The sequence below is a fragment of the Lysinibacillus irui genome (genome assembly GCF_028877475.1).
GTDB lineage: Bacteria > Bacillota > Bacilli > Bacillales_A > Planococcaceae > Lysinibacillus > Lysinibacillus irui.
In genome coordinates, this window is record NZ_CP113527.1 from 2,197,167 (window position 1) to 2,214,837 (window position 17,671).

Below are 17,671 nucleotides of genomic sequence, written 5' to 3' on the forward strand. Positions count from 1 at the left end.
TTGCGCACAGCAAGTGGGTTTACTTCATTTGATTAATCACACTAATTTTTCCAAAAAAGTTAACATTCAGTGTCGTCTTTGCCATTTTAATCGTACTATAAAGGTAGCTGGATTGGCAGTAAAAGGGAGGTTATTCTTTGGTCAAAAAAGTACTGTTATTTGGAGATATTGGCATTGATGATACGGTTGCCTTAATTTATGCAAGGCTAAATAAAGAAATAGAAATTGTGGGCTTAGTTGCAGACTACGGAAATGTCTCGCGAGAAGATGCGGTGTCCAATATTTATTATGTGATGAAATTATTCGATTTCCCACAGGGTATTCCCGTTATTTTGGGAGCAGAGGTTCCTTTAACGGGGGAACAACCCACTTACTACCCAGAGATTCACGGACAACGAGGGCTGGGACCTATTGTACCAAATGACGATCACGAATTAAAAATTGAAAACTTTTTTGAAATTGTCAATATAATTGAAAGGTATAAGGATGAGGAGCTTATTATTGTCAATATTGGTCGGTTAACCTCACTAGCTACAATGTTTATCCTTTACAATGACCTAATGAAAAATATCAAGGAATACTATATTATGGGTGGTGCGTTTTGGGTTCCTGGAAATGTCACTACAGTGGCAGAAGCGAATTTTCATGGTGATCCGTTTGCTGTGAAAATTGTGCTAACCTACGCAACGAATGTAACAATCATTCCATTGAATGCCACACAAAAGGCAATTGTTACACCAGGGATGGTGGACTATATTGATTCATTTGGGCAAACAAAAATCCTTAAACCATTAATGGACTACTATACTCGTTTTTATCAAGAACGGGACCCTTCTTTATTAGGAAGCCCCGTCCATGATGCATTAACGTTGATGGCAACAATTTATCCTGACATGTTTATCTATGAGTCCTATCCGGTCATCATTGTGGATAAACTTGAAGGTCCGGCAAGAGGGCAAAGTATTGCCGAAACACGGCCATATGAAAATGGTAACAATGGAGCAAAAAGACATCGTATTGCCTTTGATATTCATTATGACAAGTTCTTTCATAACTTTTTGTCTATCATGACAGGTCAATTAGTTTGAGCCTATTCAAAAACCCCATCTCGTAGGATCACAAATTTAACATTGACATTCACTTTCATATCTTTATACATTTTATGCCATTTTTCTTTTGTCAGCTTAGAATGTCTCACAGAACTTCTATATTTCTCGGCAAAGCCAAAAATATCCGATTCGACTTCCTGACTATGCGCGATTACTCTTTCAATTTCCTTTGTTAGTTTCTTCTCGATTGCATCCTGTAGTATTTTTACATTCTTCGCGTCGCCTAAATTCATATCAGGATATACCTCTAAAACTCTTGACCGAATGTCGATGTTAAGATCAAACTCTGGTGTATCGGCATTCACTAATTTTATCTTTCTATTTGAATGGATGGCATCAAAGGCCACAGTTATTTTTTCTGCAGGTTTTTGAAGAACTTTAGATGGAATATCCTCTTTGTCTAAGATCGTTTCAAACAATCCAACTTTAAAGGTGTCTCGGACAATTTTAACGTAAAAGCTATCGTTTGCTGGAAGGGAACCCACCATTTTGCTCCCTTTAAAAAGAGCTACGCCACTTAATTCAACAAGCTCGCCATTTCTTTTAATAATTGGCATCGCTAAATCTTTCCCAAATGAATAGTAATCATGTGCGATTTGATGGAGTGTAGCCGAAATCATATATTCCTGTCTTACATTTTGTTCGATTAAACGAAATATATGTTGGCCAATATCCTCGATATCTTTGTATTCGTAGCTCAATAATGAGGATGTTTTACCCTCTACCACAGCCATATAGACACTATTACTAACACTAGCGTTTTCTAGGTTTGTATCTATATAATAGTGCAAACTTTCTTTTGCTAAATCGTCACCAAACAAGACAACCCTCATTTGACCGACCATGATTTTTTTTGAAAGCCTGCGATTCGCCTCCATACGATTTCCTTTACTTGTTTCATTTTCGGTTGTTAAAACTTCTACATTACTTTGAAATTCTGGATTTACTTCACGTATAACGGCTGTCGTCGCAATTTTTTCTTCAGTTCCTTTATCATAACCAATCAATGTAGTTAATCCTATTTTATCTAAAATATTTGTCTGCACACATCCATATAAAAAAATAAATGATATAAAAACAATAAAACAGCATTTAAGTTTGTTCATCTTTTTTCACCTTCTTTGATGTGAAGTTCTTTTTCAGCACGGCAAGCATCCATAGCAAAATAGGGTAAACAAAGATTACGTAAAATGCCACATGCCCAAAAATCGTATTAATCGTATTAATCTGAGTACGTGTTTGTATGATTAATGTACCGATAAACACAAAGAAAGAGAGTAACCAAACAAACTTTGTCCCGCTTATATTGACTAAACGAATAGCCCCTCGGTAAGCAGCCCATAAATAAAGACACATATTCGGCAAAATGATTAACATCCAATAACAAACGGCGATAAATTCAAAGCGCTCTATAAAAGGAAAGCTAATAAAACTAAATAATGTTAATGTGGCCCATATCGTTTTTAATAATTTACCTTCACTATAATAGGTAATTGACACCAGCATAACGGATAAATAGATAAAGGTTGTAAACAGCAAACCTAAATGAACATGTTTTTGAACATTTTTCTTTTCTTTTACAAAGGGATAAATAACGTTTAAGACCTCAAAGCCAATAATAGTGAAAGTCATTGAAAAGGTACCTTTTAAAATCGAACGAAAGTCATTTTCCAGAACCGGTAATAAACTTTCTGCTACTGAATACTTCAAAGGAAAAGCCAACATAGGAAAAATCCATAAGGAAAGTATAATACTAAAAAAGGCCAGACCTACAATTACGCGTAGCCCTCCAGTAAATGCATAAATAACGACAATGAGTAAAGTTGCTGACAGAAACCATGTCCCTATTCCAGGAAACAACCACACTTGGATTACTTCAATATAATTTCGTAAAACGGAAAAGAATGCTACCGAGCAATATAATACATACATGGCATTGAATAAATTGCCTATCCATTTGCCAAAGATATCTTGTTGAATGCCATATAAATCATTGGAGCCATAAATCTCTAATGTTTTAATCATAAAAAATGCGACGATATGAGAGGCAATCCCTGCTAGTAAAACTGAAATCCATGCGTCTTGTCTTGCATCTTGATAGACAATTCGTTGAAATCCCTGTATACCAACCCCAACTTGTGCGCCATGTATGACAAAAAACAGTAAATAAGCGCTAATCATATCTTTAGGGCTAAGTTGTATAGGTTTTGTCATTTTACTTCACCTTCATTTCAACTTTTTTCCGGTTTTACAGGTTGAGGCTCAAATTTATTTTCATCTTTTGGTCTAGTTAAAGCAGGTCTTTTCGCTGTTAAAGGTACAGGCATTCTGATGATGCTATCTCGAATTTCTTTCATTCTAGGTGGATAGAATGGAGACATATACGGAGCACCCAAACTTGTCTGGCGTTTAAGATGAATAAGAATAAAACAGAAAGCCAACATGATACCATAAAATCCCCAGAATCCTGCTAGTATAATAATTGGAAAGCGAATAAGACGAATAACGTTCCCCATCATATAACTAGGTGACGTGAAAGAAGCCAGAGCACTTAAAGCAATAATGATCAGTAATATATTACTTGTAATACCAGCTTGTACCGCTGCAGTACCAATTACAATACCGCCTACGATACCAATTGTTTGGCCGATTTTCGTGGGCAATCTTGCTCCCGCTTCTCTCAGCAACTCAATAATAAATTCCAGCAGCAATGCCTCAAATATCGGTGGAAAAGGTACTAACGCCCTTGATTCACTTAAAGGTACTAAAAAGGCTTGTGGTATGACTTCATAATGAAAGGTTACAGCTGCTACATAAAATGGTGTTAAATAGACGGATATAAAGAAGGCAGCTAAACGTAATAATCTTAGAAAAGTGGCAATTTGCCATCTTAAGTTTTGATCTTCCTGACTTTGGAAAAACTCTGTAAACGCTTGTGGGCAAACAATAGCCATGGAGCTGCCATCTACAAGAACACCCACTTTGCCATCCAAAAGAGCATCGCATAATCTATCTGGCCTTTCAGTCATAAGCATTTGTGGGAAGACTGATAACGAATTATCATCAATCATTTCTGCCAAAACTGCGCTATCTAATAACTGATCAATATCAAGGTCTGATATTCGTTGACGCAATGTATTAACCATTTGATCGGAGGCAATACCACTCATATATAAAATGGAAACTGATGTATTCGTCCGCCTGCCAATTTTGAGCTTTTCATTACAAAGCTCAGGACTCACTATGTAGCGACGAATTAACGAAATATTTGTAGCTAGGCTTTCATTAAATCCAACCTGTGTGCCAATTACCTGAGATTCATTTTCAGGCGCTGATAATGCTCTAGATTCCCTTGTAGCAATATCAACCAATAGAACGTTAGAGTAGCCATCGACATGAATCAAAACAGATCCATTGACCATGGATTTTACAGTTTCCCTAAGTAAACTGGTTTCATTCACTTCAGGAACAGAAAGAGAAATCTCAATATCCTCCGGTTTTTCATATGGATGATTCTGTAAAATTGCTATAATATCATTATTTAACGTTTGGTTATCGACTAAATTTTCAATATAAATAAGGGTAAGATTTGGTGGAATAGATTTTATAATTAAATCAGCTGGATTATTAGTAGCAGTTTTAATCGATTGAATAAAATGATCTGTCGCTTGAGCAACCCTTACTAGGTTTTCTTTAGGCGCCTCTTTTGTTGGTGGTGGTTGTTTTTTATTGAAAGGTAGTTTAAATTTCATTTTAAATAAAAGGCTCCCTTCATGGTTAACTTCGTTTATAGAATAGGCTTTAAAAGGGGATTCTATACTTTTTTCTGCAAGTTTGCAGTGGACAGCATTTAACAAAAAGTGGTAGTATTATAGGTATCTTAAAACAGAACGGAGTTTAGACCATTATGCTAAAACTGATTATCGCAAATTAAATTCCATGGAATTTAATAGTGGGGCATTTCTATAATTTTTAGGAAATTATAGGGTTTATATGGTATTGCCCTTTTGCGATAACGAAGAGAAGCATGATCATGTCTAATCCACAGTAAAACTGTTAGCTAATTTTGGTAGCTAGCTTTATTTTCTGTGTAACCAAGGACTTTATGAGTGTGTGCTCATAAGGTCTTTTTCTGTTTTTAGGAGGTGATGATTCCCAACAAAAAGGACGTAGTGAAATAAAAGGAGGGAATTGAAGTGGAAAAATATGAACTAGTATTTGATTATCGTCATGATGAAAAATTAAAGGCAAGTTTTAATGATTTAGCAATCAAGACATTTGGTTTAGATTTTCGAGACTGGTACAACAAAGGATATTGGAATGACCAGTATATTCCGTACTCATTTGTTATGGAAGGTAGAGTCATTGCCAATGCCTCGATTAGTACAATGTCGTTAGTAATCAATGGTGAGCGACTAAACGGCATTCAAATCGGTACAGTCATGACCGACGAAAACTATCGTAATCAGGGTTTATCTAAGCAGTTGATGCAGGAGATTCTCAATAAATACGAAGATATCTGTGATGTCATGTATCTTTTTGCCAATAACACTGTATTGGATTTTTATCCAAAGTTCGGCTTTACACGGATTCATGAAAGTGAATTTAGCTTAGATCTCACAAAAAAAACTATTCAACCGAACAATGCTACCTTACAGCGACTAACAATTGAACAGGATCTTGTCATTCTAGAAAACTATGCGAAAAATCGTCAAGTCAATTCTAGTATTATTGATGTCGAACAGAACGAAACCCTATTAATGTTTTATTTCACCATCGTATTTCATGATGCCATTTACTATCTAGAAGACTTAGAAACAATTGTGTTAATGGAAGAAGACGGTGGCGTTATAAATATTTACGATATCATCTCCATACGGCCATTCGATGCGGAGACTGTGTTAGCAAGCGTTGTTAAAGACACTACAAAAAAAGTAGTATTCTATTTCACCCCTGACTTCACCCTCGAGGGCATGACAGCAACCATCATACCAAATGATGACGATGCCCTATTTGTCCTCTCGAAAAAACCACTACTAGAAGGAAATTTTATGTTCCCTCTAACATCGCATAGTTAAGTGAGGGAGGGGGTAATCGCTACTGAAGGGGATTTTGATCACTTCAGTAGCGAGATGAGCGCTTTTGTAACAAATTGGAGCGCTTCGAGCGTGGATATGAGCACTTTGTGATGAAATTGGATCACTTCGAGCAGAGTTTCGATCGCTTTTGTATCAAATTGGAGCGCTTCGAGCATCGATATGAGCGCTTTGATATGAAAAAGGAGCGCTTCGGGCATAGATATGAACGCTTTGGCATGAAAAAGGAGCACTTCGGGCATAGATACGAGCGCTTTGGCATGAAAAAGGAGCGCTTCAGGCAGCGATATGAGCGCTTTGTGATGAAATTGGATCACTTCAAGCAGCGATACGATCACTTTGCAATAAAAATGATCACTTCAAGCGTAGTTTCGAGCGCTTTGTGATGAAATTGGATCACTTCAAGCAGAGTTTCGATCGCTTTGACATGAAAAAGGAGCGCTTCAGGCATAGATACGAGCGCTTTGGCATAAAAAAGGATCACTTCTAACAAGAATCCAAGCTCCTCATTACTATAAAAAAGAGGGAGTCACAAACTTGACTCCCTCTTTATCTATTAGGAAAGGACCTGAATAGTTGATTCTTTTTTAGTTGTCACTTTTAATGTTAGCAACATCAGAACTACCAAAGTAAATAATAATGCTATGAGGGCAACGTCAAAGGTGTTTGTTATATCTTTAATGACCCCCACGAGCATTGGAATAATCCCACTTATAATATAGCCTCCGAATTGAATCATGGCTGTCCAATCGCTTGCTTCCTTTGGTGTAGATGTTGCATCTAAAGGGAGAATCATGGCTAATGGGAATAAGCCCCCAGCACCAATCCCAGCTAATGCGGCACAGAAAACAGGTGAGATTCCGCCAATGATTAACATGAAAATGCCGGTAAAAGAACTCAATGCACAAAGCAGCATCCACGGTTTTCTCTTGGTACTATTATTAATAATGATTGGAATAATAAAGCTACAAATCATTTGCATAACGGAAAAAACCGTGACGGTTGTTGCCGCGTAGGCATCACTATAACCAACGTCCTGTACTTTCGGAGCGAGCCATGTTGCCAGGGAATAATAAACACCGGATTGCAAACCAAACATGATCATAAGGAGCCATACATATCGGTTTCCCCATGGTAATCGACTTTTTTGACTTCCAGATTCGTTTTTAGTTGGCTGTGATTGTTTTGATTTTTTAATAATGGGAATCCAAACTAGGACACCCGCAAGCGCAAACACAGACCATATCGCTAAAGCTGCGTTCCAGGATTGATGAAAAGCGTGCATGACAGGCACGACTAAACCAGCGCTGAGTGACGCCCCGATCCCCATTCCCGCAGAATAAACCCCAATCATAGAGGATGAAGATCTAGGGAAATGCTTTTTAATGTAACCAGAAATTAATGGCCCTGTTATGGCAATGCCTATACCACTTAGAATAGCAGTTACTAGTAAAAGCACAGGCGATGATGCGATTAGTCGCAATGCTGTTGACACACCAATTAATAAAACTGAAAAAGCAATTGTCAGCTCGATGCCCCAGCGTTCACTTAACTTCCCGGCTAATGGTGCAAAAATGCCCATACAAAAAACGGGTAGGGCAGTTAATAAACTGACGACAGCACTAGACATGTGCAAGTCCATCTGAATATTTTTTAGCACAGGTGAGATAGAAGTGATGGAAGCTCTTAGATTCATCGATAGAATGAATAAAGAAAAAACGCTCCAAATCATATATAGATTTTTTGATTTTACTATCATAGAAGTACATCTCCTTGTATAATTAAAAATGCTTATTTGATATACTATAGTTAACTTTTCATCAACTAAAGTAAACTATAATTTATCGACTTGTATACTATAATATACTAATTATACAAAGTCAATGGGGAGGGTGCATCTTGATGAGTGAGGAAAATATTGACTTATCTGGTCAAGTTGGGGTTAATTTAAGGGAAATACGTAAAAATAAAAGAATGAGCCTTGAGGAGTTAGCAGCTATAAGTAATGTCAGTAAATTGACGTTAGGTAAAATCGAAAGAGGGGAAACCAATCCCACTGTCAATATTCTATGGAAAATATGTAGAGGGCTTAATATTCCACTTGTTTCGTTGTTAGCTTTTGAAGAAAATATCGAGGTTCATCGTTTTGGATCAGACTATCAATTTGCAGGGCATAATAACGATTGGTTTGTTGAACCACTTTTTAAAACTCATGGAACAGAATGGTATAGAGGCTGCCTTGAACCAAATAGCGAGTACAGTGAGTGCCACTTAGCTGGTTCTGAAGAAATTGTGCTCGTGTTAAATGGACAGTTGGAGCTGAAGGTAGGAGAGAAAAGCCATCAGTTAAATCAATGGGATGTCATCAAATTTAAAGGTGAAGAGCTTCACACATACATCAACCGCTCTAATGAAAAAGTCCATTTAATGCTGTCTTTAACGTATACAACTCCGTAGTTAGGCAAGTAAAAAATCGTCCTTACTTAACAAGTAATGGACGATTTTTATAATTCCTTGATTTTCATTCATATAGAAAAAAGTCGATTTCCTCAAGCTTAGGAATCGACTTTTTTGTACAAAAAAATATGTAAAACACATTGAAATATGGTAAGTAGTATGGTAAATTTATATGGATAGACATTGTATAATTATTATACACCGCATTATCCCTATTCTAATTATACAATATACTCTATTCTTTCGTCAACACTTTTATTATTAATTTTTTGAGGGGTGGTTGCGATGAAAACAGCAGGAGCAAACGAGCAGATTGGAGGAAAAACCACACAGTAGATCTACAAGGCAATTTGAATGTGTAAATGAACTTAGAGGCGATGAAAGGCTTCATAAAGATGTGAATGAAATTTTAAAAGAGAAAGTAGGACTGATACTTACATGTCGGAGAAAAACATTTCTATTCAGACGAAAACGCCATACGGCATGATTGCCATTTTATTTATTGGGGCCTTTGTTGCTATTTTGAATGAAACACTACTAAATATTGCTCTTCCTGCTATTATGGAAGAATTCAAAGTCAATGCGACGGCAGTACAATGGCTTTCAACAGGATATATGTTGATAAACGGTATTTTAATCCCAGCGAGTGCCTTCTTTATTCAACGCTTTACGGATAAAAAATTATTTATGACAGCGATGGCCTTGTTTACGTTAGGTACATTTTTAGCTAGTATTGCCCCTGCATTTGGTGTGTTATTAGCGGCACGAATGATTCAAGCTGCAGGCTCAGCGATTATGATGCCATTATTAATGAATGTGATGCTAACTGCATTTCCAGTGGAAAAACGTGGGGCCGCAATGGGGATGTTTGGTCTCGTAATGATTACTGCTCCAGCGATTGGACCTACTCTTTCTGGCTGGATCATTGAACATTATAGCTGGAGAATGTTATTTGATATTGTGCTACCAATTGCTATTTTAACCTTAATTTTTGCAGCCTTTAAGTTAAAGGATGTTACACCACAACGTGCGATTAAGCTTGATATTATTTCACTTATTTTATCAAGTATAGGATTTGGTGGCTTGCTATATGGCTTTAGTTCCGCTGGGGAAAAAGGATGGGATCATGTCCTTGTATATGGCACGATTATAATTGGAACGCTTGCTTTAATTACCTTCACCCTTCGTCAGCTACGAATGGATGAGCCAATGCTTGAGTTTCGTATTTTCAAATATCCAATGTTCGCTTTATCGTCAGCCATTTCCATCGTTATTTCAGTGGCCATGTTTTCAGCTATGATTTTGATGCCAATTTACATCCAAACGATTCGTGGTATTTCACCAATGGATTCTGGTCTACTTATGCTACCTGGTGCGATTGTGATGGGGATTATGTCACCAATTACTGGGAAACTCTTTGATAAATACGGTGCTAGAAGCTTGGCTGTCTTTGGCTTAATTATTACCATTGTGACAACGTATTACTTCAGCAAAATTAGCATGGATACGGCTTATTCAACACTAGTAATACTCTATACTTTACGTATGTTTGGCATGTCCATGGTTATGATGCCAGTTATGACAAATGGATTAAATCAGTTACCAGCCTATAATAATCCACACGGAACAGCGATGAACAATACATTACAGCAAGTTTCAGGTGCGATTGGTTCTGCCGTATTGATTACCATAATGAACAATAAAACAACAGCTAAGGCAGAGGAGCTAGCTGCGAGCGCAATGAACAATATGAGTGCCAATGCCGCTCAAGCAACAACACAGTCTGCTAGCGAATTAAAACAACAAATCTTAAATGAAGCCATGCTCCATGGTATTAATTTTACGTTCTTCCTATCAACATTGATTGCGACCATCGCACTCATTCTTGCTTTCTTTATTAAGCGAGTTAAACCAAGTCATGAAACTCATACTGGTGGGGAAGTTGATGAAAAACAGTTAGCGGAGTAAATAGAAAACGGGTATTGCTTGAATAAAGCAATGCCCGTTTTTCTTATTGAACAATTCAATCATTCTATTAGCAATGAAATATTTAATTAATGTCTTTGAAACTGCTAAAACAAAGTTAGATGTTGTGAGCGTAGTTTTATCAACTGTTGGCTTTGGGATCATCAATATGAATGTCACGCTGATGATGTATGCTGATATAATTTTATTACCTATCTATCTACAAAACGGTAGGGGATTTTAAAGTCAGTACAAGGCAAGCTGGCTTTTTTAATAGAGGAGAGTATGTAAATCAGAACCACCAGTCTAACTGGTGGTTTGCTCTACGCGTGAAACGCTGGGGTACTGGCCCATGTCTAAAGACACACTGAAAGGTCCGCCAACCGCACTCCGTTTTCACGCTACCACTAAAGTGGTTTTATTATTTTCGCTTTTTTGCTTGTATTTCTTCTCCTGTAAATGGATCAATGAATTCTTTCATAGTCATTTGATCCTCAAGAATATCCTCTTGCAATTGATTTTTTATATATTCCTGTATGATTTTTCTGTTTCGACCTACTGTATCTACATAATATCCGCGACACCAAAACTTCCTATTTCCATATTTGTATTTCAGGTTCGCATGCCGATCGAATATCATTAAACTACTCTTCCCTTTCAAATAACCTACAAACGATGAAACACTTATTTTTGGTGGAATACTCACCAACATATGAATATGATCAGGACAGGCTGTAGCTTCAATGATTTCTACTCCTTTTCTTTCACATAACTGGCGAAGAATTCTACCTATATCTGCTTTGATTTTTCCATAAATAATCTGCCTTCTATATTTTGGCGCAAAGACGATGTGATACTTACAATTCCATGTCGTGTGTGCTAAACTTTTATTATCCATTTGGAGCCCCTTTCGTACGAAGTCGGTTGACCAGACCTGATTTCATTGTACGGCTGGGGTTTTTTTCTTGTCCATAGCTAGAAGCCCTTTGGAACCCCTCGCATAGCAAGGGGTTTTCAAAAGATACAAAAAAAGCGTCTCATCTTAAGATGAAACGCCATTTTTTGAGGTTATTGAGTTAATCGTTGGATGAAGGCATCTAATTGTGCCAATGTGACATTGTCGTTTACGCCAAATGTTCCGTCCCCTTTACCAACCGTAATTTTATTGGAGGCGAGAATGGCTACATATGTGTTAGCCCAGTGAGCGTTAGGAACATCCGCAAATTGTTCTGCAGTTCCTTGTTGTTTTAAATTAAAGGCTTCCACTAAAACTTTCGATAATTGACCACGAGTCATAGGTGACCCAGGATTGAATTTCCCATTTTCATCACCTGTGAAAACGCCGATTTTTTTCAGCGCTTCTGCAGCACCTGCATATTTGGACGATGGTTTGATATCTGGGAAACTTGTATTAGTGTTACTAGTATTTAACTGTAATTTATTCGCTAGTCGAAGAGCAACTTCACCGCGCGATGCATAAATGCTAAAGTCGATTTCTGCTTCTTTTACTTCACCAAAATCATTGTCAGTAAAGGTTGCCACGCGTTTTGCTCCTACATAACGAGATCCCCAGTAATAAGGGTCGTTAATTTTATCGATTTTAACGCCAGAGCTTGTCGTTGCCGAAATAAAGCTGTTGTCACCTATGTATATACCAACATGGGAAATTCCGCTTCCCGATGTATTAAAAAATACGAGATCACCAGTCTTTAAATTGTCTTTAGAGATTGCAGTACCCTGCTGATATTGAGCTTTTGATGTACGTTCAAGTGAAATGCCTAGCTTAGAAAAAACAATTTGTGTATAAGCTGAACAATCCACACCTGTTTGTATATTTGTTCCTCCATACTGATAAGGAACACCTAAATATGCTTTTGCTGTATTCGTTATATCTGCTATTGTCGCCGCTTTTGCATCATGAATACCTACACCTGTAAAGAACATAAACGATGCAAAAATCGGTAGTAACCATTTTTTCTTCAATTAAACCTTACCCCTTTCAAAAAGCTTTCGCCTTTGAATAATGTAAGGATAGCATGAATGAGACAAGAATTATTTTTCAATAATATTACCGATTACCCCTAAACACCAAAATTGAAACCTTATTTTTAACTCTGTAAAACTTCTGCAATAAACATGGGCAATTTTACTAAAAATATTTGAAAAGTTTGGCTATATAGGGTTATTAGTGTTAATTTACATATAATAGCCTAAGCAAAAAATCTCTGGTCGCAAATTCACCAGAAAGTAAATGCAATATGTAAGTTGAATGAGACAAAGAAAAAAATACAGGAGGGAATACCATGTTTTTAGAATCTGATAGTGTCACACTTAGAAAAACGAATAGGCAAGATGTAGATTTTGTTTGTAGCCTAGAAGCAATGGAGGAAAATGCGAAATTTATCATTCCATGGTCAAAGGAAAAGCATGAAAAAGCATTGGCAAATACAGATGTTCTACATTTAATTGTGGAAGATCGAAAAAGAAGTCAACCTGTAGGCTATCTTATTATTGCTGGATTAGAAAATCCCGATTTAAGCATTGAGCTTGTAAGAATTACGATCAACGAAAAAGGAAAAGGGTATGGTAAGGAATCCTTTAACCTTATTAAAGATTGGGTATTTACGAAATTTCAAGCTCATCGTCTATGGCTAGATGTGAAAGTAAATAATGTGCGAGCTTTTAAGCTTTACCAAAAACAGGGCTTTGTAGTAGAGGGAACATTAAGAGATTGTCTCAAAACAGAACATGGCTTTGAATCTTTACATATTATGTCTATTTTAAAAAATGAATATGAAGAATTAACAAAGGAGGGAACATGTTGCAGCACATCTTTAATGAGTTGATAAAACAGGACATAAAGCCGTTCTTAGCCACATTCGGCTTCAACAAGAAAGGTCTGAATTTCTATAAGAAAACGGACAACCTCATCTACCTAATCAATTTCCAAAAATCTGCTGGGAATACAGCTAATCAGGTTCTATTTTATGTGAATTGCGGGATTTACGCAGCTGAGTTGGCACAAATTCAATCGAAAGAAATTCTGACATCACCGAAAGAAGTAGAATGTCACTTCAGGGCAAGGATGAGAGAAATAGCTGACACTGCTCCAGATCGATTTTCTATCACAGCTACTACTAATATAGATAACGTAAGAAAAATGCTACTTCCTTGTTTAGAAGATGTCCTTCATTTCTTTGAAACGATGACCAGTGCCAGATCCATTGTTGATTATTATACGTCAGGCCCATTTTTACATTTAGGTGAAGAGAGCTTTCATTTGCTATTACAGGCCAATGATGTAACTGCAGCGAAACATTACTTTAATGCATTACGTAAAAAGCATGGAGCTGAACAGAGGTGGTCCATTTTCGAACAACAATACCATGCTATATTCAATCAATATGGAGTGAAACTTGAAATAATTTAAGATAAAACCAGCACTCATCTCAATTGAGTAGCTGGTTTTTGTTATTGTCTAACGATTAAGCTCTTCCTTTTGGCTTATGTTCATTTTGTTATCTAATATTCTCCCGATTATCGGCATAAAGAAATGCAGGATAAAGCCTCCTAAACAAACTGTTAATAACGTACCGACTCCAATTGGCCCTTTAAAAATCATGGCAAGTACTAAAAATAAGACATAAATAATTGTTCTTGAGAAAAATATCGATTTTTTCGTCATTTCTTTTATTAATATAGTTAGTCGATCTACAGGAATAGGTGCAAAATTTGTATGTAAATAGGTTGCGGTTCCTAACCCAGTCACTATCAATCCTATGCCAAAACAAATGGCTTGGCTATACCAAAAGTCTGGTGTTACGAAATCGCGTAATAGAAATAACCACATATCTATCCCTATACCAGTAATAAATGCTGTAATCAAGCCTACTAATTCGGGCTTTTGTTTGGCTATTAGGGCATTACTACCGATTAATAGGATGGCCAGAATGATTTCCCAGCTACCTACTGTCAAGCCCACATTTCTAGACAAGCCTACTAAAAGAGCATCAAAAGGAGAGGTGCCGAGATTGGATTGTATAGTGAAAGAAATACCAAGCGTTAAAATTAAAAGGCCTACTACATAAAAAGCATATCTCAAATTGCAGCCCCCTTTCCATTATTTTTGTTGCAAATACAACAAAATTGCGTTACATTGACTATATACTCTTTTTATTGCATTTGCAATATAAAATCTAGAAAGAGCTTAGTAGGAGGGCAAGAAATGACAATTAAAATAAAAAAGTGTAACCGTGAAGATTTAAAAAAGCTACAAGAAGTTAGTATTGAAACATTCCATGATACATTTAAAGAGCAAAATTCACCTGAAAATATGAAAGCATATCTTGAAAAAGCCTTTAATGAAAAACAGCTGGCACAAGAATTAGAAAATGCTGCTTCACAATTCTATTTTATTTTGGACAATGAAGAAATTGCTGGCTATTTAAAGGTAAATGTTGATGAAGCCCAATCTGAAGAAATGGGGGATGAGTCACTTGAAATTGAAAGAATCTACATTCGCGACAAATTTCAAGGAAAAGGGTTTGGCAAACATTTGTTCAACAAAGCATTGGAAGTAGCTATGGCGCAAGACAAAAAAAGTATTTGGCTAGGTGTTTGGGAGAAGAATGATCATGCCATCGGTTTTTATCAAAAAATAGGCTTTGTCCAAACTGGAGCCCATTCATTCTATATGGGTGATGAAGAACAAATTGATCTTATCATGACCAAAACACTTGCCTAAATGTTTAATGGCAGAAACGTTGATATCACAACATTTCTGCCATCTATTTTATTCAGTTCTATTTTTCTTCATAGCCTCTGCCACAGCAGCCGCATGTGGATCTTCTTCTTTATAGAGCTCGCTAATAATATTAACATAGTCAGAAGCATTACGATTTTGACTTAATTTATAGGCAGCTTGCACCTCTTCTACCTTGATTTTAAATCCTTTAATTCCTTTGATTTCTTGCTGTAAAAGCTCTGGAGATAGTTTATCCCATAATACAGGATTTTCACGGAAACTTTCATATTTTTCAAGTAGACTCGTTAAGTCTTGTTCTAACTCCTTGCCATCTATTAGACTGGCTTTCCCGTAAATATGGACAGCTTGATAATTCCATGTTGGTACGTTTTCTTTCTCATACCAAGAGGATGATATGTAAGCATGAGGTCCATTAAATATGACAAGAATATCATTTACTTCCTCAAAGGTCTTCCATATAGGATTTCCATAGGCTAAGTGACCTGTTAGATAATAATCGTCCTCGATTTTATTCAGTAGTATCGGGATATGAACTGCTATTGGCTTACCTTTTATGGTTGAAACAAGTGTTGCAAAGGAATTCTCTCGAATAAATTCTGTGATTTCTTCTAAATCAGTTATTTTGTAATACTTAGGAATATACATGTCAATCTCTCCTTAGTTCTTCAAATTCATTGCGAGTATTTCGAATAAACAAACTATTACAGGTAGGCGTCTTTACATTTTCTCCTCAACAATGTAGATTTTATTATAAACAATCACTGGTACCCCTTAAAAGTGCCAACAATGCTATTTCGAAAGGAGCCAAGGAACGATGCTCGAAATAACGCCAAACTTGAATAATCAGGAACCACTTTATCTTCAATTGTACAATTATTTAAAAGCTGAAATTCAACATGGAAACATTGTGGCAAATACAAAATTGCCATCACAGCGCAGTTTAGCTAAGCATTTACATATTAGTCGAAATACAGTGGACGCAGCTTACCAACAGCTCCTTGCAGAGGGTTATGTTTGGAGTAAAGAACGGGAGGGGCTATATGTTGCTGCACTTGAAAAGGGCTATTTTCAAATGGGCCCTAGTCTTTTTGAATCACCTCCATTAGTGTCTCAGCCAGAACAAGAACTAATGACCATAAAGTATGATTTTAATTATGGGGATATCAATTTAAAAGACTTTCCCTATAAAATTTGGCGAAAGTTGACTATGCAAAGTCTTAATGAAGATAATGCCCATCTTTTTTTATATGGAGATCCACAAGGAGAGCTCGAATTAAGGAAACATATAGCAAGCTATCTTTACGAAGCTAGAGGAGTTCAATGCTCAGCAGACCAAATTGTTATTGGTGCAGGACTACAACATCTTATGGGAATCGTATGTAACTTAATTGGACGGAACGAGCTTTTTGCCATGGAGGATCCAGGTTATTACCGGGTGCGTTATCTTTTGAAGGATCATGGTATAAAGATGAAGCCCATACCTCTTGATGATCAAGGGATTCAGATTGACCATTTAAGAAACAGTAATATTAAAGCTGTTTATGTCACGCCATCTCATCAATTCCCAATTGGTACGGTTATGCCAATCACAAGAAGACTAGAGTTATTAGAATGGGCTAAGTCAGAAGATGCGTATATCATCGAGGATGATTATGATGGGGAGTTTCGATATTCGGGTAAACCAATACCAGCTCTACAAGGTTTAGATTCAAATGAACAGGTTATTTATATGGGCACCTTCTCAAAGTCATTAATTCCGTCCATTAAGCTAAGCTACATGGTTCTACCGAGAAAATTAATCGATCTTTTTAAACGGAACAGCTATTATGTTCAAACTGTATCAAGACACCATCAGCATACTTTACAATTATTTATAGAAAGTGGCCATTGGGAAAGGCACCTCAACAAATCAAGGAATGGCTATAAGCGAAGATATGAGGTATTAATAAAGGCCATTCATCAAATATTTGGAGACAAAGTAAAATTGTATGGGGCTAGCAGTGGCTTACATATTCTACTTGAACCAAATAATAAGATGTCGGAAGAGGAACTGATTGAAACTGCGAGGTTAAAAGAAGTAAAGGTTTATCCTACCTCTATTTTTTATGCGAGCCCTTCTGAGATAAAGTCTGCAAAGGTGCTGCTTGGATTTGCCAATCTAGAGGAAGCAGCAATTGAACGGGGGATTGAGCTGTTAAAAGCTGCTTGGTTTGGGAAATGAAGATTCATATTCGAACCTTCTAACGTTCTATTTTTACAGCTCTTGTATATACATATAA

Annotated in this window: 17 protein-coding genes and 1 pseudogene; 10 read left to right on the forward strand and 8 right to left on the reverse strand. The window is 36.7% G+C overall.

The genetic code is table 11. From position 1 onward, the window contains the following. Window positions 1-137 precede the first annotated feature (137 nt). Entirely contained in the window at window positions 138-1,088 is a 951-nt protein-coding gene (locus OU989_RS11020; RefSeq protein WP_274797215.1) for a nucleoside hydrolase, read from the forward strand. Between the two features lie 2 nt (window positions 1,089-1,090). Here OU989_RS11020 and OU989_RS11025 read toward each other — a convergent pair whose 3' ends face one another. Genes OU989_RS11025 through OU989_RS11035 form a run of 3 tightly spaced genes read right to left on the reverse strand, consistent with a single transcriptional unit; the run spans window position 1,091 to window position 4,861 of the window. Continuing rightward, a complete protein-coding gene (locus OU989_RS11025) occupies window positions 1,091-2,215 on the reverse strand; it encodes a Ger(x)C family spore germination protein (RefSeq protein WP_274797216.1) in 1,125 nt (374 codons plus the stop codon). Then, a complete protein-coding gene (locus tag OU989_RS11030) occupies window positions 2,202-3,323 on the reverse strand; it encodes a GerAB/ArcD/ProY family transporter (RefSeq protein ID WP_274797217.1) in 1,122 nt (373 codons plus the stop codon). The genes OU989_RS11025 and OU989_RS11030 overlap by 14 nt, the downstream gene beginning before the upstream one ends. A gap of 17 nt (window positions 3,324-3,340) precedes the next feature. Continuing rightward, complete coding sequence (locus tag OU989_RS11035; RefSeq protein ID WP_274797218.1) at window positions 3,341-4,861, reverse strand: spore germination protein; 1,521 nt, start codon at window positions 4,859-4,861, stop codon at window positions 3,341-3,343. Window positions 4,862-5,305: 444 nt separating this feature from the next. Between OU989_RS11035 and OU989_RS11040 the strand changes: the two genes are divergently transcribed. Further along, the gene (locus OU989_RS11040; RefSeq protein ID WP_274797219.1) at window positions 5,306-6,187 is read left to right on the forward strand and encodes a GNAT family N-acetyltransferase; all 882 of its coding nucleotides are present in this window, start codon (window positions 5,306-5,308) and stop codon (window positions 6,185-6,187) included. Window positions 6,188-6,297: 110 nt separating this feature from the next. Further along, window positions 6,298-6,591 (forward strand): hypothetical protein, encoded by a 294-nt coding sequence (locus tag OU989_RS11045; RefSeq protein ID WP_274797220.1) that lies wholly within the window; start codon window positions 6,298-6,300, stop codon window positions 6,589-6,591. Window positions 6,592-6,761: 170 nt separating this feature from the next. Here OU989_RS11045 and OU989_RS11050 read toward each other — a convergent pair whose 3' ends face one another. Beyond that, a complete protein-coding gene (locus OU989_RS11050) occupies window positions 6,762-7,964 on the reverse strand; it encodes an MFS transporter (RefSeq protein ID WP_274797222.1) in 1,203 nt (400 codons plus the stop codon). Between the two features lie 143 nt (window positions 7,965-8,107). Here OU989_RS11050 and OU989_RS11055 point away from each other — a divergent pair, with 143 nt between their 5' ends. The 3 genes and pseudogenes from OU989_RS11055 to OU989_RS11065 all read left to right on the forward strand — a co-directional run. Next, window positions 8,108-8,662 carry a helix-turn-helix domain-containing protein gene (locus tag OU989_RS11055; protein ID WP_274797322.1) on the forward strand — a complete coding sequence of 185 codons (555 nt, stop codon included), beginning with the start codon at window positions 8,108-8,110 and terminating at the stop codon, window positions 8,660-8,662. Window positions 8,663-9,100: 438 nt separating this feature from the next. Then, entirely contained in the window at window positions 9,101-10,630 is a 1,530-nt protein-coding gene (locus tag OU989_RS11060) for a DHA2 family efflux MFS transporter permease subunit (protein WP_274797224.1), read from the forward strand. A gap of 34 nt (window positions 10,631-10,664) precedes the next feature. Next, window positions 10,665-10,868 (forward strand): annotated as a pseudogene (locus OU989_RS11065) (hypothetical protein); the annotation flags it as partial. Window positions 10,869-11,048: 180 nt separating this feature from the next. Here the strand turns inward: OU989_RS11065 and tnpA are convergent. After that, on the reverse strand, window positions 11,049-11,525 hold the full coding sequence (gene tnpA, locus OU989_RS11070; RefSeq protein WP_274797225.1) for an IS200/IS605 family transposase: 477 nt from the start codon (window positions 11,523-11,525) through the stop codon (window positions 11,049-11,051). 170 nt (window positions 11,526-11,695) lie between these two features. Further along, window positions 11,696-12,610: a C40 family peptidase gene (locus tag OU989_RS11075; RefSeq protein ID WP_274797226.1), complete on the reverse strand. Its 915-nt coding sequence runs from the start codon at window positions 12,608-12,610 to the stop codon at window positions 11,696-11,698. 320 nt (window positions 12,611-12,930) lie between these two features. On the opposite strand from OU989_RS11075, the gene OU989_RS11080 reads away from it, so the two are divergent. Together OU989_RS11080 and OU989_RS11085 are read left to right on the forward strand one after the other, a co-directional pair. Beyond that, the gene (locus tag OU989_RS11080; protein ID WP_274797227.1) at window positions 12,931-13,473 is read left to right on the forward strand and encodes a GNAT family N-acetyltransferase; all 543 of its coding nucleotides are present in this window, start codon (window positions 12,931-12,933) and stop codon (window positions 13,471-13,473) included. Further along, entirely contained in the window at window positions 13,446-14,057 is a 612-nt protein-coding gene (locus tag OU989_RS11085) for a DUF4304 domain-containing protein (RefSeq protein WP_274797228.1), read from the forward strand. The genes OU989_RS11080 and OU989_RS11085 overlap by 28 nt, the downstream gene beginning before the upstream one ends. Before the next feature lie 48 nt (window positions 14,058-14,105). On the opposite strand, the gene OU989_RS11090 is transcribed toward OU989_RS11085, so the two are convergent. Continuing rightward, complete coding sequence (locus OU989_RS11090; RefSeq protein ID WP_274797229.1) at window positions 14,106-14,729, reverse strand: YczE/YyaS/YitT family protein; 624 nt, start codon at window positions 14,727-14,729, stop codon at window positions 14,106-14,108. 123 nt (window positions 14,730-14,852) lie between these two features. Between OU989_RS11090 and OU989_RS11095 the strand changes: the two genes are divergently transcribed. Beyond that, window positions 14,853-15,371, forward strand: a complete 519-nt coding sequence (locus OU989_RS11095; protein WP_274797230.1) for a spermidine/spermine N(1)-acetyltransferase — start codon at window positions 14,853-14,855, stop codon at window positions 15,369-15,371. Window positions 15,372-15,419: 48 nt separating this feature from the next. On the opposite strand, the gene OU989_RS11100 is transcribed toward OU989_RS11095, so the two are convergent. Beyond that, window positions 15,420-16,037, reverse strand: coding sequence for an FMN-binding negative transcriptional regulator (locus OU989_RS11100; RefSeq protein WP_274797232.1), 618 nt, complete (start codon window positions 16,035-16,037; stop codon window positions 15,420-15,422). A 169-nt stretch (window positions 16,038-16,206) separates the two neighbouring features. On the opposite strand from OU989_RS11100, the gene pdxR reads away from it, so the two are divergent. Continuing rightward, a complete protein-coding gene (gene pdxR, locus OU989_RS11105; RefSeq protein WP_274797233.1) occupies window positions 16,207-17,613 on the forward strand; it encodes a MocR-like pyridoxine biosynthesis transcription factor PdxR in 1,407 nt (468 codons plus the stop codon). The last annotated feature ends 58 nt before the right edge of the window (window positions 17,614-17,671 follow it).

Excerpts from the sequence above, each read along its gene's own strand:
- pdxR (WP_274797233.1), top strand. The coding sequence starts at position 16,207 with ATGCTCGAAATAACGCCAAACTTGAATAATCAGGAACCACTTTATCTT.
- OU989_RS11055 (WP_274797322.1), top strand. The coding sequence starts at position 8,108 with ATGAGTGAGGAAAATATTGACTTATCTGGTCAAGTTGGGGTTAATTTA.
- OU989_RS11035 (WP_274797218.1), bottom strand. The coding sequence starts at position 4,861 with ATGAAATTTAAACTACCTTTCAATAAAAAACAACCACCACCAACAAAA.
- tnpA (WP_274797225.1), bottom strand. The coding sequence starts at position 11,525 with ATGGATAATAAAAGTTTAGCACACACGACATGGAATTGTAAGTATCAC.
- OU989_RS11045 (WP_274797220.1), top strand. The coding sequence starts at position 6,298 with ATGAAATTGGATCACTTCGAGCAGAGTTTCGATCGCTTTTGTATCAAA.
- OU989_RS11030 (WP_274797217.1), bottom strand. The coding sequence starts at position 3,323 with ATGACAAAACCTATACAACTTAGCCCTAAAGATATGATTAGCGCTTAT.
- OU989_RS11095 (WP_274797230.1), top strand. The coding sequence starts at position 14,853 with ATGACAATTAAAATAAAAAAGTGTAACCGTGAAGATTTAAAAAAGCTA.
- OU989_RS11100 (WP_274797232.1), bottom strand. The coding sequence starts at position 16,037 with ATGTATATTCCTAAGTATTACAAAATAACTGATTTAGAAGAAATCACA.
- OU989_RS11050 (WP_274797222.1), bottom strand. The coding sequence starts at position 7,964 with ATGATAGTAAAATCAAAAAATCTATATATGATTTGGAGCGTTTTTTCT.
- OU989_RS11080 (WP_274797227.1), top strand. The coding sequence starts at position 12,931 with ATGTTTTTAGAATCTGATAGTGTCACACTTAGAAAAACGAATAGGCAA.
- OU989_RS11085 (WP_274797228.1), top strand. The coding sequence starts at position 13,446 with ATGTTGCAGCACATCTTTAATGAGTTGATAAAACAGGACATAAAGCCG.
- OU989_RS11025 (WP_274797216.1), bottom strand. The coding sequence starts at position 2,215 with ATGAACAAACTTAAATGCTGTTTTATTGTTTTTATATCATTTATTTTT.
- OU989_RS11060 (WP_274797224.1), top strand. The coding sequence starts at position 9,101 with ATGTCGGAGAAAAACATTTCTATTCAGACGAAAACGCCATACGGCATG.